This window comes from Roseivirga ehrenbergii (genome assembly GCF_001593005.1).
GTDB lineage: Bacteria > Bacteroidota > Bacteroidia > Cytophagales > Cyclobacteriaceae > Roseivirga > Roseivirga ehrenbergii.
On record NZ_LQZQ01000045.1, the window covers coordinates 573,285 to 590,220 of the forward strand.

A 16,936-nucleotide genomic window follows, 5' to 3' on the forward strand; every position below is an offset into this window, starting at 1 on the left:
ATATGGAAAAAGTATTTGCAAGCAAAGAATTTCTCTTTGGTAATGAGCTGGAATGGGAAGATGTGGGGCCGGGCCTAAAAAGGCAGATTATGGGCTATGATAATAAGATTTTGATGGCCAGAGTACTGTTCGAAAAAGGAGCAATAGGAGAGGTGCATGAGCATCATCATAGTCAAGCAACTTATGTAGTGAGTGGTGCTTTCGAACTTCAAGTAGGTACAGAAAAGAAAATAATAAAAGCAGGTGATGGTTTTTACATTCCACCTCATGTTGATCACGGAGCTATTTGCCTAGAAAAGGGTGAACTTATTGATGTATTTAGCCCTATAAGAGAAGATTTTTTCAGTTCAAATATCCAACATGAAAGTTAAAGGACTTAGGTGGTGGATCATCACACTGATCGGTATAGCTACGGTAATTAATTACATAGATCGGTCTGCATTGAGCATTATGTGGCCAAGCATTTCAGAAGATTTGGGCATGGACAAAAATGACTATGCACTTATTCTGAATGTCTTTATGGTGGCTTACGCCATAGGACAATCATTGTCTGGCAAAATGTTCGATAAGATTGGTTCCCGTTTTGGGTTTGTAGTTTCAATTACCGTATGGGGCCTTGCAACTATGATGCACGCCATGGCAAAAGGTATTTTCTCATTCTCGGCTTTCCGCGTAATACTGGGCTTGGGAGAAGCAGGAAATTGGCCGGGCGCTGTTAAAAGTAACGCAGAATGGTTCCCGGTAAAGGAGCGGGCAATGGCACAGGGCATTTTCAACTCGGGTGCTGCATTAGGCTCTGTGGTTGCTCCGCCTCTTATCGCTATTCTATGGATTGCCTACGGTTGGCAAACTACTTTTATTCTTATCGGAGTTTTGGGGCTTATTTGGGTTATTCCATGGCTTATAATTAATAAGGCAAAACCAAATGGTCACCCTTGGATTACCGAAGAAGAAAAGGAATATATCAAAAACGGTCAGTCAGAGGCAGATAATGCTGAAGGCAAAGGGCTCAGTATGAAAGAAATTCTCTCTCATAGGGCCTCATGGGCAGTACTCATTTCTAGGTTCTTTATTGAACCGATTTGGTGGTTGTTCGTGGGATGGATGCCTATTTATCTCGCAGATGTTTATGGCTTTAATGTTAAGGAAATTGGCTTTTTTGCTTGGGTACCTTATGTAGGAGCAGCCCTTGGTAGTCTTTCCGGAGGTTACTTTGCAGGCCGATTAATGCTAAATGGAGCCAGTGTAGACCAAGCGCGAAAGCGTACAATACTGATTGGTGGAATCATCATGTTCGTTGGTCTCATCATGACCATCATGTTTGCCGATACAGCACTTAAGTTTGTGCTTATAGTAGCGCTAGTACTTTATGGTTTCCAGTTTGTTATCAGTAACATTCAAACCTTAGCCAGTGATCTTTTCAGTGGCAAATCTTGTGGCTCTTTAGCCGGGCTTGGAGGGACATTTGGACTGTTTTCTGTCTTTATCATGAACTTTCTAGTACCAGTAATTACAGATTATTCTTACACACCAATTTTTATAATGATCGCTGTTTTTGTTCCGCTTGGAGTAGGTTCAGTGTATTGGTTTGCTAAGGAAATTAAACCGATTAGTTAAAAAATTAATAAAACGATTAACAATAAAATTTTAAATATGACACTTAAGAACAAAGTAGCAATAGTAACAGGTGGGGCAAGAGATATAGGCCGTGCAGTTTCAATCAAATTAGCACAAGAAGGTGCACGCGTGGTTGTTAATTATTTCGATAATAAAGAACAAGCAGAAGATACATTAAAAGAAATTGAGTCTTTCGGGGGTACTGGTATCATTGTATATGGTGACATGACCAAGGCGTCTGATGTTGATGCTGTAGTAGCCGAAACAATTAAGGCTTACGGTGATGAAATTAATGTTTTAGTGAATGTAGCAGGTGGATTGGTTGCCAGAAAAACCATTGAAGAAATGGATGAGGAATTCTTCAGTTTTGTAATGAAATTGAATATGAATTCCGTGTTCTTAATGACTAAAGCTGTTGTTCCACACATGAAATCAGGCGCTTCTATCGTCAACTTTGCATCTCAAGCAGGTAGAGATGGTGGTGGTCCAGGTGCTTCTGCATATTCTACTTCAAAAGGTGCTGTTATGACCTTTACTCGTTCAATGGCCAAAGAATTAGGTCCAAAGAATATTAGAGTTAATGCATTATGCCCAGGTATGATTGCTACTACTTTCCACGATACATTTACCAAAGACCAAGTTAGAACCAATGTAGCCAATGGTACTCCATTAAGAAGAGAAGGAGAAGCTGTAGAAGTTGCTAATTTAGTAGCTTGCTTAGCGTCTTCTGCTACCTCTTTTGTAACAGGAACCAATATTGATATTAATGGAGGCTTAGCCTTCTCATAATTCTTATTAGAAAGAATGAAAATTGTAACCTTTGGAGAATTATTAATGCGCCTGACCCCTCCGGGGAATTTCAGATTTGCACAAGCAGACACTTATCGTGTTGTGTATGGTGGGGCTGAAGCCAATACGGCAATTAGTTTAAGTCAAATGGGACATAAACTACATTACGTAACGCAGTTACCAGACACCATGATAGGGCGAACTGCCATCCGTGAGGTAATGAAATGGGGTGTGAACGTAGATAATGTCAAATTCTCAGGAGAGAAAATGGGAATTTACTTTCTAGAGCGGGGTATTTCAGTGAGAGGTGGTCAGATTATTTATGACCGTAAAAACTCTTCTTTCAGTGAAGTAGATGAAAACAGCTTTGATTGGGAATCTATTCTTGATGGAGCTGACTGGTTTCACTGGACAGGTATTACACCTGCTTTATCTGAAGGAACCGCCAGAGCATGCCTTAAGGCTATAACAGTAGCACATAAAATGGGAATTCCCATTTCATGCGATCTTAATTACAGAGGTATGCTTTGGAAGTATGGTGCCGATCCTAAAGATGTAATGCCTGAACTGATTTCAATGTCTACGGTGGTATTGGCGAACGAGAAAGACGTAGCTAACTATTTAGGAATAGAGCCTACTGAAGACGATTATCAAGAAGTAGAAGGTTTTGGTAAGCGATGCCATGAATTTGTTAGTAAAGCGTTGGTAGAACGGTTTCCGAATATTAAAACGGTTGTTACCACGCTAAGACAAACCATCAATGCTACCCATAATAGGTGGTCGGGGGTGGTTTATCACGAAGGCAGTTTTATCACAGGTAAGGTTTACGATCTCAATTCTATTGTAGAGCGTATAGGTGGTGGCGACTCATTTATGGGGGCTTACTTACATGGTGTACTTGAGTATAAGGATCAGCAAATGGCTCTTGATTTTGGCTTGGCTGCATCAAGTTTAAAGCTTACAGTTCCAGGTGATTACAATATCGCTACTGAACAAGAGATTAATCACTTTATGAACAGTAAGTCTGTAGGAAGAATAAATCGTTGACATGGCAAACTTTACAAGAATAGAAGTAACCACAAGTATGTATAAGACTGGCATTGTGCCAGTCTTTTATCATCCCGATCCAGAAGTCTGCAAAGCATTACTGAAAGCTTGTTATGATGGGGGAGTTAGGGTTTTTGAATTTACAAACCGGGCAGACATGGCTCATGAAGTATTTGCTGAAATCAATAAATATGCTTTGGCAGAGCTTCCTGGAATGATGCTAGGAGTAGGTTCGATAATTGATGCACCTACTACAGCACTTTACCTTCAAATTGGTGCAAATTTCATAGTGTCGCCCATTGTAGATTCAGAAATGGCTCGTATTTGTAATAAGCGAAAAGTGGCTTGGTCTCCTGGATGCGGAAGTGTAACTGAAATATCACTAGCCCATGAATTAGGGGCTGAAGTGGTTAAAGTTTTCCCTGGTGGATCAGTAGGAGGGCCATCTTTTGTAAAGGGAGTGAGAGGGCCATTACCTTGGGCCAGCATTATGCCAACGGGAGGGGTAGAACCTACTGAAGAAAACCTATCTACTTGGTTTAAAGCTGGAGTACATTGTGTTGGACTGGGGTCTCAATTATTTACTAAAGATGTAATCCAAAACGGTAATTATTCAGCGCTAGAGTCAAGCGTTAGAAAATCGATTCAGTTTGTAGAAAACTTCAGATAAGCCCAATAAAAACAAACATAGATATATGTGTTAATTCAGCTGACTGCCTGATTGTCCATAGGAAACTTGAGTAAAACAAATTTGAAATCTGCAAATTCAGATTGTTAAGTAAAACCCCAATAGACAATCGGGCAGCTCGGGTGATTTGAGTATTGACACAGATTCATTCTTAGCTTTAATCAAAGCCCATTTAATAACATACACTTCCTTTTCGATTAATTCCTTCACTCAAGCTTGTGTAATAGCTCAAACCTCGAATTTAAGTCATTCCGTAGGTGTCATTTTAATCAACTCAAGAAATAAGCTGAGTCTATAGTGGTGATTAAATGATATACTTAACCTACTTCTCCCCATAAAAATATTTCTGCAATTCTTAGCGTATTCTGTGGTGAACACTTTACTCACATCAAAAAACATCTCCTATAAAAAAGTACAGTTCTAAATCATAAGGATAAGCTGTATATTGATCGACATCACCATTAACTTTTAGAGAAGCTTCCTTCTCATATAACCTTAAATGCGCTTTTGTCATGCAGAAACTCTTCAAACCACATTTTTACACACTCCTTTTTGGATTATTACTTTTCAGTCAAGTAGCCATAAGTCAAGAAAAGAAAGCTTTATCGCTTGACGATTATGACCAGTGGAACAGCATCAGAAACACTTCTATTTCACCCAATGGGCTTTGGATGACTTATTCTTATGTGCCCAATAATGGCGATTCACGTCTTTATATTCGCAAAGTAGACGGTGATACAGTCCGCAGTGTCATTAACGGAAAGCAAGTGAATTTCTCTATGGACAATCAATGGGTGGCCTACCTTACCGATGTTCCAGAAAAACAAAAGAAAGCGGGGCAACCAAGTTCCAGTACGCTTGAATTATTTAATCTAGCCTCTAATACTGTCTTAAAGATCGAAAACACTAGCGGTTATAGTTTTTCCGAAGCATCTAATTATATAGCCATACAGAAAAACCCAAACGATAGAAAAGCTGAACATAAGGGTAGTGACCTTATTCTGAAGAACTTGAAAAGTGATAAAACGCTGAATATCGGAAACGTATCAAGCTATGCCTTCAATGAAAAGGGATCTCTCTTCGCTTATTTGGTAGATGCTGATGGCGACAACGGCAATGGTTTGTACATCATCGACCTGAGCAACAATCGCTCTTGGCCATTACATACTGGAGCTTACACCTACAGCCAAATGGCTTGGAACGAAGAAGGAGATAAGATTGCTGTATTGTTTGGCAGCACTGAAAAAGGAAATGTAGAACAGGATAACAAGATTTACTGGGCTTCTAACCTTACTTCTGGCATGTCTGCTATCAATAATGAAAATACTTACTCGCCTGATTCAAGCTTTCCATCCAATATGGTTATCAGTGAATATGGTCGATTAGCATGGAATGAAAATAGCACGCAACTCTATTTTGGAGTGAAGGCACAAACAAAGGAATTAAAGAAGGAAGATGAATTGAAAGCTAATGTAGATGTATGGCATTGGAAAGATGAGCGTGTGCAGTCTGTGCAAATGGTGCAGGCAGGCAGAGACCGCAGGGCTACTTACACAGCTGTTTTGAACTTGGGAAATAAGAAGTTTATTCAATTGGAAAATGAGGACATGCCCAATGTAAGTTACAGTGAAAAGAGTCAATGGGCAGTTGGCCAAAATAATGTGAAGTATCGTGGTGATGTTACCATTCCGGGTAATTACGCAGATATTTATAGTGTAAATACACAGACAGGAGAGAAGAAGCTGATTACGGAAAGGTTATATTGGAAATTAGGTTTGTCTCCGAATGGTGAATGGACGGTTTTCTCAAGGGAAGGAGAAATATTCGCTTACAATTTCGGAACAGGTAAAACCACCAATATGACTGCCAAAACTGGGGTGAGTTTTAAAAATGAAGACTACGATACACCTGTGGAAAAGCCTTCATATGGAGTAGCAGGCTGGTCAAAAGATGGCAAGTGGTTACTTTTGAATAACAAATATGATATTTGGGCCATTTCGTTAAATTCAAACGAAGCCAAAAACATAACCCAAGGCATGGGCGATGACGAAGAAATTCGGTTCAGGCTTACACAATTAGATCCCGAAGCAGACGACTACGACTTGAGCAAACCACTTTTATTATCTGCTTATGGCGAATGGACCAAAAAGTCGGGTTATTATTCTGTAGAAGTGGGTGAAAATCCCAAAGTACTGCGCTATGAGGACAGTATGATAGGAAGGCCAACCAAAGCAAAAGATGCCAATAAGCTCATTTTTACAGAACAGACCTTTGTGGATTTCCCGGATTATTATGTAGCAGACTTGACATTTAAGAACCCAAAGAAAATCACAGACGCCAACCCCCAACAGGCTAATTACAAATGGGGGAAAAGGGTTTTGGTAGACTATACTGACCAAAGAGGAAATAAGCTACAAGCCACTTTGGCCTTACCAGCCGATTATGAGCCGGTTAAGAAGTATCCAATGATAATGTACTTCTATGAGAAAATGTCGCAGCGCCACCATCAGTATTCTATGCCTACTTATGACGATAGACCGCACATGAGTACCTACGCCAGCAATGGTTATTTGGTGTTAATGCCCGATATCGTTTTTGACGAAGGCAAGCCAGGCTCTTCTGCTTTAGACGATGTGACCAGTGCAGCCAAAGAAGTAATTAAGTTGGGCTATGCTGATCCTGAACGCATTGGTTTACAAGGTCATAGCTGGGGAGGTTACGAGACTTCCTTTATAGTCACCCAAACTGATATGTTTGCTGCGGTTGTGACTGGTGCACCTCTGACTAACCTCATCAGTATGTACAATATTGCTTACAAGCAGTCGGGTAGTTTGAATGGACCAATCATTGAATGGTCTCAGGGTAGAATGGGCGTAAGTCCTTGGGAGAATATGCAATTGTATCAAGACCAATCTCCATTGTTTCATGCACAAAATATCAAAACACCTTTCTTGCTTTTACACGGTACTGCTGATGGAGCAGTAGATTGGAACCAAGGTTTGGAGTTTTATTCTGCCGCGCGCAGACTGGGCAAAGAAGTAATTATGTTATCTTATCCAGACGAGCCGCATCATTTGGCCAAAGAAGACAATCAGAAGGATTTCCAAATCCGGATGAAGCAATATTTTGACCATTACCTTAAAGGTGCTCCAGCTCCGTTATGGATGACTCAAGGTATTCCTAACGCAGATAAAAAGAGGGTTGGACCTGAGGTAATGGAAGGAAATAAATAAGTTAAAACTAGTAATCACTCTGAGGTTTGACTTTATAAAGTTTAACCTCAGAGTTTGTTTATTACAGAAAATTGAAAGAAGCTGGAAGTGAAGAAATGGTCATCTAATTCTTTATTACTCACTCTCACCCAAAATAAGTTTATTGTTAGTATGCGTGAAAGATGTTAACCCTAGTTATAGTTTCCCTTTGCTTTGGTCCGTATACAAAAAACATATAACAGTTTTCATTTGACAATCAGCTCATTGAGTACTAAATATGTAACCATATTCATTTATAACGATTATAGTTTTTTTGAAAAACGCACCAATAAGAAGTCATACCGTACGTGAATTAATAGAAATTCTAGGTGACGACCCAAGCCAAAGCGATGGCCTATATGTGCATATTTCTCGTAATAGGTTTGAAAGTAATCCCTTAAACTACCCATTTAAAAGAGATAGTTTTTCACTCATATTAATAACTTCTGGCACTTTAAAAATTCAATTAAATTTAATTACTCTTACTCTTAACCGTAACGAAATTATCATTGTCAGGCCTCAGGTGGTGGCACACATTCTCGAAATAAGTTCAGAGTTAAGTGTGGTTTCTGTAAGCTTTACAGTTGACTTTATTATTCAAAACGCTTTTAAGAAAGAAGACTTTGATGCCTTTGACTTCTTCTCTTCTAGCAATATTCCTAAGTTAAAGTTGTCTAATGAAGAAACGGACTCTACAATTTCAATTGCCAAAATCCTGGAGCGTAATAATCGATTTACGATTGAAGTCAATCCCTTTAAAGAAGAACTTATCAATTCATCGTTTAGATTATTACTATACCATTTCGCCTCTATTTTTAAAAAGGTTTATCCGAATTTAGAGGCAGATTTATCTCGGCAAGAGGATCTGGCACTTCGTTTTTTAAACCTACTGAATGAAAACCTAAAAAATGAACGTACAGTTAAGTTTTACGCAGACGTTCTCTGTATCACTTCAGGTTATTTATCCAAAGTTTTAAAAGAGGTTTTCGGAAAAACGGCTAATCAATTAATAGATGAAGCCGTCATATTAGAAGCAAAACTACTATTAAGCTCTCCTTCATTAAGTATTTCAGAAATAGCCTATGAGTTGCGGTTTAGTGACCAATCCTCATTCGGTAAATTCTTCAAAAAGCATGTAGGTTTCTCACCTAAAGCGTTCCGAAAAGGCGCTCAACGCTGATTATCACTGGTTTTTAATGTTTCTATCTCCTCAACTGTAAGATGAGGTTATCCGATAGTGAATAAATAGACGACTATCCAATCATAGTAAAAATAACTGTTTTGGACCAATTTGTTCTTTTTATGAACCTTTATCATGTACCTGTTTACAAGCAATTTTGCAGCATAAGTAAAAATAATTATTAGGGAAATAGACACATCAATGAAACATTTAATCGCTATAGCTGCACTTGTTCTACTTCTAACTAGCTGTTCAGATAAACCAGAGAAAATAACAGTAGAAGTAATACCAAAAGTTACATTAAGCAATTTAAAGCGTACTTCTACAAAAGAAGTACTCAATTACAGTGGTACAATAAAAGCAGACAATACTGTCTCAATAGGTTTTGCTGTTCCAGGAAGAGTTTCCGAGGTTCATGTACAAGAAGGTCAAAAAGTAGAGAAGGGTCAACTACTCGCTTCGATAGAAGAAATTAGTTACCAAAATGCTTTTGACATTGCTAATGCTAGCTTAGAACAAGCTAATGATAATTTTACTCGACTAAATGGCTTGTATGAAAAAGGAAGTTTACCAGAACGCGACTTTATTGCGGTTAAAGTAGCTTCTACCCAAGCGAGTGCTAATAAAAATTTAGCTGCGAAAAATTTAGCCGACACCAAGTTATACGCTCCATTTTCAGGAGTTATCACAGCAAAACTAACCGAACTAGGAGCTACGGCAGCACCTGGGGTTCCTGCATTTACTCTAATGAAAACCGATAAAGTTTATGCAAAAGCTTCTATTACAGAGTCGGAAATTTCTAAACTTAAAATTGGCACCTCTGCTCAAATAGAAGTTGCATCTCTAGGCGAAATATTCGATGGTAAAGTCGCTATAGTAAACCCTAGCGCTGATGCCTTGACTAGAACTTTCAATGTAAAAGTGAGGCTAGATAACTCTGATAACAAACTACTACCCGGTATGATCAGCAATATAAAAATAGAAACGGATAATGAAATAAACATTATCTCTATTCCTCCAGAAGCTGTAGTGAGAGATGCTAATAATATTGTTTATGTGTTTGTAGTAAAAGACAATAAGGCAATTAGAAAGAGGGTCACTCTCGGTGGTTTTAATGGTAATGAAATAGTTGTTACCGATGGTTTGGCTGAACAAGATGCTATAGTAATCGCTGGTCATCGAACCTTGAAAGATGGACAAACAATTACTGTCAGATCTAATTAAAAACACAGCAATAAAATGAAGAGAGTTAAGATGAATTTTATCGAAGCGGCAATGAAGTACCGACAGGTCACTATTGTTCTTACCGTGTTATTAATGCTATTGGGCATCTATTCTTTGGCTACTATGGCCAGAAGTGAGGATCCTCAGATAACGGTACGTAAGGGATTAATTATTGCTGTATTCCCTGGGGCTGATGAGCTGCAAGTAGAGCAACAATTGACCAATAAAATAGAGCAATTTTTATTTAGTTTCGAAGAAATAAGAAAGGAGAAAACTATTTCAGAAACTAAAGAAGGTCAAGTTATTATAACAGCTGAGTTAAATGAAAACGTAAAAGATACAGATCGTTTTTGGGCTACACTTCAACATGGTTTAAACACTACATTTCGACAGAATTTCACACTACCTCAGGGCATGATTGGCCCTATAGTGAATAGTGATTTTGGTGATGTGGTAGCCCAAATGATTACCGTTTCTGCACCAGGCCGTAGTTATGCTGAAATAGAATCGTATTTAGATGTTTTAGAAGATGGCTTAAAAACCATTAATGAGACTTCTAAAATAAAACGCTATGGAGGGCAGAAACAGCAGATTTATGTTACTGTTTTAGATGAAAAGCTGATGCAATACGGTTTTGATTTTACTTCAATTGCGCAGATTATTCAAATGCAAAACAACACCGGTTATGCTGGTGGGATTACTGTAGAAAACTCCGAAGTATCTGTGTTTGCGAAAAACCAGTATCAAAACAAAGCTGATATAGGTAATCAAATTATATATAGCAGTCCCGATGGCAAAGTAGTTCGCTTAAAAGATGTTGCAACTATTGAGCAGCGGTATGAAGAAACTTCAAGCTTTATTAAAGTGGACAATAATAGAGTGATGATGCTTACTGTAGAAATGCAGCCAGGAAATAACATCGTTCAGTTTGGAGAGAAGCTAAACGAGAAAATTGATCTTATCAAGCTGCAGTTACCTCAAGATGTTTCTATAAACACAATTGTCGATCAGCCATCAGTAGTAAAAGGAAGTATTAGCCACTTTATGTTAGAGTTTGTAATAGCAATCTTGGCTGTAATCATTGTGGTCATTATACTACTTCCGTTCAGGGTAGCTATTGTTTCGGCCATCGCTTGCCCCATTGCCATTGTAATCACTTTTGGAGTGTTAAATATGATTGGCATCGAAATTCATCAGGTTACACTTGCTGCCCTAATTATTGTTCTCGGAATGGTGGTGGACAACGCTATTGTTGTAGTAGATAATTACATTGAAAAATTAGATGAAGGCATAGACAGATGGACAGCCGCATGGCAAAGTGCCACTCAATTAATGGTGCCAATTTTTACAGCTACCATGGCTATTGTATTCGCTTTTCTTCCTTTAGCATTTTTCCTGAATGGTCTTGCTAAAGAGTTTATTCAAGCCTTACCAATAGCTGTTGCAGTTGCTCTATTTACTTCTTTACTCGTTGCGCTGTTACTGACACCCTACATGTGTTATATATTCATAAGAAATGGATTGAAAAACAAAGTAAGTGATCATCGGGGAAATAAATCGTTGTTAGACAGGCTTCAATATACATTTAATGAAGTCTTAGATCGTGCTTTTAGATTTCCAAGAACAACTTTATTCATTGGTTTATCATCTGTTGTATTAGCTCTAGTGATTGCTTCTGATCTTGAACAAGAGCTATTCCCAACGAGCGAGAGAAATCAATTTAACATTGAAGTTTGGCTACCCAATGGAGGGAGTTTGGAGCAAACTGAAGATGTTGTTAACCAAATAGAGTCTGAGATTAAAGATGATGAAAGGGTAATAGGAGTAGCAAGCTTTGTAGGTACTAGTTCACCAAGATTTCATTCTACCTATGCACCTGAGTTTCCTCGTAAAAATTTTGCACAAATATTCATTACAACTACAGGCAAGGAGGCAACTCAAGAATTAGCTGATGACTATGTTAAAAAGTTTGAAGGTTTTATTCCTGATGGCTATATAAGAATCAGGCAATTATCCATGAAAGATACGCCTGCGCCTTTAGAAGTACGGATCGTTGGAGAAAACTTAAGCCATCAAAAACAAGTTGCAGAACAAGTTAGGAACATATTAGAAGCTGCTGAAGGTACAAATTGGGTAAGAACATCATATCAAGATGATTACTACGGTGTAAAAGTCAATTTGAAAGATGACAAAGCCAACAGGTTAGGTGTGACCAACGCAATGGTTTCCCAGACCCTTGGAGCAGGATTGAAAGGCTTTCCGGTTTCCACTTTATATGAAGGTGATAAAGCCATCGATATCCTATTACGATATGATGCGAATAGTCGGGAAAAAATAAGTGATTTAGAGTCTTTAAGTATTTCAACTCTTTTCGGTACTAAGGTGACACTAAAAGAAGTTGCAGAGGTAACGCCTGAATGGCACACTGGAGTGATAACACACCGCAATGGCTTAAGAACATTGACTGTACTTGCCGAAGCACAAATGGGGCTGAAAGCTGCCGATGTGCAGAATAATATAATGCCAAAAATTGCCGAATTAGAGTTGCCAGATGGCATCACTATTGAATATGGAGGTGAATACGAAAGTACGAGAGAAACAGCACCAGGCATGATGATGTCATTAAGTATTAGTTTAATATTAATCTTCCTCGTTCTACTATTTCAGTTCAAAGATTTCACAAAAGTACTGGTGATATTAGCCACATTCCCTCTCAGCTTATTAGGTGCATTTTTAGGTCTTATTCTTACTGGTAATCCTCTAGGCTTTACAGCTTTTATGGGAATCATAAGTCTCATTGGTATAGTGGTAAGGAATGGGATTATTCTTGTGGATTATGCCGATGAATTGGTTTTAGAACATGGTTACTCCGTTAAAAATGCCGCTAAAGCATCGGGTAAAAGGCGTATGCGCCCAATTTTCTTGACTTCTATTGCCGCTGCAGTTGGGGTTGTCCCAATGATTATTGGTAAATCCCCACTTTGGGCACCGCTGGGCAGTGTATTGGCCATAGGGTTATTGGTTTCTATGGTGATGACATTATTTATAGTACCTGTACTATATTATAAATATGTAAAGGTAAATGTAAGTACTGAAGCTCATTCACATCAAACCACTGAACAACTAGAGTCTGCATTTCAATAATATCTTCTTGAATGCACATAAAGTCAATTGAAAATGTATTCAATAAAACTCTGCCATACTCTTAATGTGGTGAGAATCAAAGTCTTTTATAAAACCAGATTCGATATAGCAAATAACACCAATTCAAAATGAGAAAATATATTCACATCCTTTTTTATAGCCTGATACTTTTTGGTCATAGTATTAGTGCACAAAAACAAGTGCTTACTTTAGAGCAGGCAAAAACTTTAGCAAAAAACAATAACAAAAAAACGTTAATCGCCACTCAAACTATTGAGGCAGCAAAATCAGCAGAGGCATCGGTTTATTCTTCAGACAAACCTTTTATAGATGCTAGCGCTATGGGAATCCATGTTGGTGATCCTTTAAATGTTTTGTTACCCAAGTATCAAGCAACTGCTTCTTTGGGTGTAACACAGGTTATTTATTCAGGTGGAAAAATAAATACAGCAAAAAAAATGAGCACATCAGCTGTTGAATTATATACTTCTCAGAAGGAATTAACTGAATCAGAAGTCATACTAGATGTAGAAACTACTTACTGGCAAATTATAAATGTAGGTGCTAAAATAGACTTGGCAGTTAAATACAACAGCCTTTTATCAGAGCTATTAAAGGACTTAACAAACGCTTTTGATGCTGGCATTATTTATAAAAATGATGTTTTACAAGTTCAAGTTCAGCTGAACCAAGCTGAACTAGATCTAGAGAGAGCTAAGAATGGCCTTTCAATCTTGAAACTTAAAATGGCTCAATTAATTGGCTTTGCCGACAGTAACTTTGAGGTTGAAGGCACTATCGAAAACAGTGTAACAGTGACGGAAAAACCTAGTTCAGAACAGGTTTTAGGGAAAAGACCAGAAATTAAAATATTAAACAATGCTGTGGAGTTGGAAGCGCTTCAGGGTAAAATTTTGGAAGGAGACTCTAAGCCTACTGTTGCGGCAAATATTAGTGGGCTCTACACAACCGGAAAACAGATAAACTTTAAAAATGGCAGTAACGATTTAGCATCTTATTATGGTACGCTCAACGTGAGTATTCCTGTGTTTGATTGGGGAAAAAGAAAGCAAAAAGTGAAGGAACAACAATTCAAAACTGAAGCCAAACAATTAGAACTTGAAGAAACTCAAGAGTTAGTTCTTATTCAGGTTGAAAACGCATACTTAGAATTGCAACAAGCAATTAAAAGGATCGCAATTTCAGAAAGGTCACTTGAGCAAGCTGAAGAGAACCTGAGATTACACCAAGATCGTTTCGAGGCTGGAACAGTGATTGGGAAAGATGTACTTGAAGCACAAGTACTGTGGCAAAAAGCCTATACCGAGGTAATTGATGCCAAGGTGATGAAGCAAATAAGCTTAGCAAGCTACGAAAAGGCCATTGGTGAAATCAATAATTAGCATATACAATGGATGTTAAAAATAACATTTTAAAAGTGTCTACGGATTTGTTTTTTAGTCATGGTATTCAAAACATTAGTATAGAAGATATAGCAAAGCACTGTGGAGTGAATTCAAAAAGCATCTATAAGGAATTCGGAAGTAAAAGTGAATTACTAAACCAAACCATTGCCCAACAAATAGAAGGACTTTTACTCCAACTTGACAAATCGAGTTCTCAAGCTAAGAATGCCTTAGAGGCACTACACTCGCTTTTTAAATATGTTAATGGCGTATCATGTCTTATATCGCCAATCTACGGTAGAGAATTGAAGAAATTCTACCCAAATAAGTATATGGAAGTATTTGGGATAAAAAACGAAATAGTAATACCCTTTATATTGCGCAACATTGAAAAAGGAAAGACAGAGGGACTTTACAAAAGTGACATCAATACCACTGAAATGTGTGAATCGTTCAATACTATGGCGAAAGTTGTTTTTACTTCAAGTCAAGCAGTTAATTCAGAAACCAATTATAACGCAATTCAATTTTTCAATTCGCTATTTATCCACCGCTTAGTCACTGCAAGGGGGCTTGTCATTTTAAACCGGCTGAATCAAGGTTAAAGGTAATACGCATTCCTTAATCTATTTTTTGATTCAAACAGTTAAAAAACTCTTTTCTTCTATTTATATCATTAAACTCACCACCATATTCCAAAGTGGTGGTGTAGCTAGATTTATCCTTGATTCCACGCGAAGAAACACACAAATGCTTTGAAGAGATCATAACCAGAACGCTTTCTGTATTTAAAGCTTCTTGTAAATCTTTCAAAATCTGTAGGCATAGCCGCTCCTGTACTTGAGGCCTATGCGCGTAATAATCTACCAAACGATTGATTTTTGAAAGACCAATTACTCGTTCGCCTGGAATGTAAGCAACATGCGCAAACCCTGTTATGGGTAAAAAATGATGCTCGCAAGAAGAATCGATACTGATATTGCTTTCTACCAGCATTTTCCCGTAACCATACTTATTTTCGAATGAAGACAGCTTTGGCTTGTGCTCTGGGTTCAAGCCGTAAAAGAGTTCCTTTACATACATCTTTGCCACGCGATAGGGGGTTCCGGAAAGACTGTCGTCTGTTAAGTCTAGTCCGAGTTCTTCCATAATAGCTTTAAAGTGCTTCTGAATATTCTGAACCTTCTCATCATCAGTTTTAACAAAAGCATCTTCTCGTAAGGGAGTGTTCGTATTGGCAGAATAGTGCATATTGCCAATGCTCTCAAACTCTTCTGTCAGTTTCTCTTTCATTATTCTTAGTTTATTGCACAGCAATTATTATCTGCGCATTGACAATATTTTCGGTTGTAGAGGTGTAAGGCCGCCAATAAAAGTGCAGGTATATATACACTAGCTTCTGGTAAATGTATAAGTTCAAACGCTTCGTTTAAAATGGCCATTAATAATATTGACCAAACAGACCATAAAGCAGTTTTTACCCATCTTTTAGCTGTATTTTTTGAAGCATAAAACACAGCTACGAAAGAAATTATAATGAATACATAGTCGAACAAATGATACCATAATGGTGATTCAACATGACCGAGCGAAGAGCCAGCTTTAGCCAGAAATATAAAAGGAGTAGCTAGGCAATGTACAGCACATAAACTACCAGCCAATACTCCAGCTACATCTGGCTTGATTGTTCTTTCGAATAGATTCATAAATAACCATATATGCAACAGTGTTGCAAAAATAGTTATTTGTTTATAAACACAATAGATTTGATTCTAAATATCTAGAATACTTGATAACCGCTTTTAAATGTATACTCAAAATTGTACTGCTAACAACGGTTATTTGGTGTTAATGCCCGATATCGTTTTTGATGAAGGCAAGCCAGGTTCTTCTGCATTAGACGATGTTACCAGTGCGGCCAAAGAAGTAATTAAGTTGGGCTATGCCGATCCTGAACGAATTGGTTTACAGGGGCATAACGGGGGAGGTTACGAGACTTCCTTTATAGTCACCCAAACTGACATGTTTGCTGCGGTTGTGACTGGTGCACCTCTGACTAACCTCATCAGTATGTACAATATTGCTTATAAGCAGTCGGGCAGTTTAAACGGACCAATCATTGAATGGTCTCAGGGTAGAATGGGCGTAAGTCTCTGGGAAAACATGCAATTGTACCAAGATCAATCTCCATTGTTTCATGCACAAAATATCAAAACACCTTTCTTGCTTCTACATGGCACAGCAGACGGTGCAGTAGACTGGAATCAAGGTTTGGAGTTTTATTCTGCCGCGCGCAGACTGGGCAAAGAAGTGATTATGTTATCTTATCCAGACGAGCCGCATCATTTAGCCAAAGAAGACAATCAGAAGGATTTCCAAATCCGTATGAAGCAATATTTTGACCATTACCTTAAAGGTGCTCCAGCTCCGTTATGGATGACTCAAGGTATTCCTAACGCAGATAAAAAGAGGGTTGGACCTGAGGTAATGGAAGGAAATAAATAAGTTAAAACTAGTAATCACTCTGAGGTTTGACTTTATAAAGTTTAACCTCAGAGTTTGTTCAAAGAAAATAGAGAAAAGCAACAAT

At 38.1% G+C, this 16,936-nt stretch carries 14 protein-coding genes; 12 read left to right on the forward strand and 2 right to left on the reverse strand.

All coding sequences use genetic code 11. From position 1 onward, the window contains the following. The first annotated feature begins 2 nt into the window (after positions 1–2). From MB14_RS12720 to MB14_RS12770, 11 genes are all read left to right on the forward strand, one after another. Positions 3–371, forward strand: a complete 369-nt coding sequence (locus MB14_RS12720; protein ID WP_062592143.1) for a cupin domain-containing protein — start codon at positions 3–5, stop codon at positions 369–371. Next, a complete protein-coding gene (locus MB14_RS12725; RefSeq protein ID WP_062592145.1) occupies positions 361–1,617 on the forward strand; it encodes an MFS transporter in 1,257 nt (418 codons plus the stop codon). Before MB14_RS12720 ends, MB14_RS12725 begins: the two co-directional genes overlap by 11 nt. A gap of 36 nt (positions 1,618–1,653) precedes the next feature. Then, a complete protein-coding gene (locus MB14_RS12730) occupies positions 1,654–2,406 on the forward strand; it encodes an SDR family NAD(P)-dependent oxidoreductase (RefSeq protein ID WP_062592148.1) in 753 nt (250 codons plus the stop codon). A 15-nt stretch (positions 2,407–2,421) separates the two neighbouring features. Then, positions 2,422–3,453 carry a sugar kinase gene (locus MB14_RS12735; protein WP_062592150.1) on the forward strand — a complete coding sequence of 344 codons (1,032 nt, stop codon included), beginning with the start codon at positions 2,422–2,424 and terminating at the stop codon, positions 3,451–3,453. Position 3,454: 1 nt separating this feature from the next. Then, positions 3,455–4,123, forward strand: coding sequence for a bifunctional 4-hydroxy-2-oxoglutarate aldolase/2-dehydro-3-deoxy-phosphogluconate aldolase (locus MB14_RS12740; RefSeq protein ID WP_062592151.1), 669 nt, complete (start codon positions 3,455–3,457; stop codon positions 4,121–4,123). A 530-nt stretch (positions 4,124–4,653) separates the two neighbouring features. Continuing rightward, positions 4,654–7,374, forward strand: a complete 2,721-nt coding sequence (locus MB14_RS12745; protein ID WP_062592153.1) for a S9 family peptidase — start codon at positions 4,654–4,656, stop codon at positions 7,372–7,374. A 379-nt stretch (positions 7,375–7,753) separates the two neighbouring features. After that, positions 7,754–8,572: a helix-turn-helix domain-containing protein gene (locus MB14_RS12750; RefSeq protein WP_157716590.1), complete on the forward strand. Its 819-nt coding sequence runs from the start codon at positions 7,754–7,756 to the stop codon at positions 8,570–8,572. 201 nt (positions 8,573–8,773) lie between these two features. Continuing rightward, entirely contained in the window at positions 8,774–9,796 is a 1,023-nt protein-coding gene (locus MB14_RS12755; RefSeq protein ID WP_062592156.1) for an efflux RND transporter periplasmic adaptor subunit, read from the forward strand. Between the two features lie 15 nt (positions 9,797–9,811). Continuing rightward, positions 9,812–12,940, forward strand: coding sequence for an efflux RND transporter permease subunit (locus MB14_RS12760; RefSeq protein ID WP_221405488.1), 3,129 nt, complete (start codon positions 9,812–9,814; stop codon positions 12,938–12,940). Positions 12,941–13,068: 128 nt separating this feature from the next. Continuing rightward, positions 13,069–14,343 (forward strand): TolC family protein, encoded by a 1,275-nt coding sequence (locus MB14_RS12765; protein ID WP_062592158.1) that lies wholly within the window; start codon positions 13,069–13,071, stop codon positions 14,341–14,343. An 8-nt stretch (positions 14,344–14,351) separates the two neighbouring features. Beyond that, positions 14,352–14,951 (forward strand): TetR/AcrR family transcriptional regulator, encoded by a 600-nt coding sequence (locus tag MB14_RS12770; protein ID WP_062592160.1) that lies wholly within the window; start codon positions 14,352–14,354, stop codon positions 14,949–14,951. 16 nt (positions 14,952–14,967) lie between these two features. Here the strand turns inward: MB14_RS12770 and folE are convergent, their stop codons facing one another. Continuing rightward, the gene (folE, locus tag MB14_RS12775) at positions 14,968–15,639 is read right to left on the reverse strand and encodes a GTP cyclohydrolase I FolE (protein ID WP_062592162.1); all 672 of its coding nucleotides are present in this window, start codon (positions 15,637–15,639) and stop codon (positions 14,968–14,970) included. A gap of 5 nt (positions 15,640–15,644) precedes the next feature. Then, positions 15,645–16,052: a MerC domain-containing protein gene (locus tag MB14_RS12780; protein WP_062592164.1), complete on the reverse strand. Its 408-nt coding sequence runs from the start codon at positions 16,050–16,052 to the stop codon at positions 15,645–15,647. A gap of 100 nt (positions 16,053–16,152) precedes the next feature. Here MB14_RS12780 and MB14_RS12785 point away from each other — a divergent pair, with 100 nt between their 5' ends. Further along, positions 16,153–16,851 (forward strand): alpha/beta hydrolase family protein, encoded by a 699-nt coding sequence (locus MB14_RS12785; protein ID WP_062592166.1) that lies wholly within the window; start codon positions 16,153–16,155, stop codon positions 16,849–16,851. Positions 16,852–16,936: the final 85 nt, after the last annotated feature.

Coding starts and splice junctions, on each gene's coding strand:
- MB14_RS12720 (WP_062592143.1), top strand. CDS start 3: ATGGAAAAAGTATTTGCAAGCAAAGAATTTCTCTTTGGTAATGAGCTG.
- MB14_RS12725 (WP_062592145.1), top strand. CDS start 361: ATGAAAGTTAAAGGACTTAGGTGGTGGATCATCACACTGATCGGTATA.
- MB14_RS12730 (WP_062592148.1), top strand. CDS start 1,654: ATGACACTTAAGAACAAAGTAGCAATAGTAACAGGTGGGGCAAGAGAT.
- MB14_RS12735 (WP_062592150.1), top strand. CDS start 2,422: ATGAAAATTGTAACCTTTGGAGAATTATTAATGCGCCTGACCCCTCCG.
- MB14_RS12740 (WP_062592151.1), top strand. CDS start 3,455: ATGGCAAACTTTACAAGAATAGAAGTAACCACAAGTATGTATAAGACT.
- MB14_RS12745 (WP_062592153.1), top strand. CDS start 4,654: ATGCAGAAACTCTTCAAACCACATTTTTACACACTCCTTTTTGGATTA.
- MB14_RS12755 (WP_062592156.1), top strand. CDS start 8,774: ATGAAACATTTAATCGCTATAGCTGCACTTGTTCTACTTCTAACTAGC.
- MB14_RS12760 (WP_221405488.1), top strand. CDS start 9,812: ATGAAGAGAGTTAAGATGAATTTTATCGAAGCGGCAATGAAGTACCGA.
- MB14_RS12765 (WP_062592158.1), top strand. CDS start 13,069: ATGAGAAAATATATTCACATCCTTTTTTATAGCCTGATACTTTTTGGT.
- MB14_RS12770 (WP_062592160.1), top strand. CDS start 14,352: ATGGATGTTAAAAATAACATTTTAAAAGTGTCTACGGATTTGTTTTTT.
- folE (WP_062592162.1), bottom strand. CDS start 15,639: ATGAAAGAGAAACTGACAGAAGAGTTTGAGAGCATTGGCAATATGCAC.
- MB14_RS12780 (WP_062592164.1), bottom strand. CDS start 16,052: ATGAATCTATTCGAAAGAACAATCAAGCCAGATGTAGCTGGAGTATTG.
- MB14_RS12785 (WP_062592166.1), top strand. CDS start 16,153: ATGTATACTCAAAATTGTACTGCTAACAACGGTTATTTGGTGTTAATG.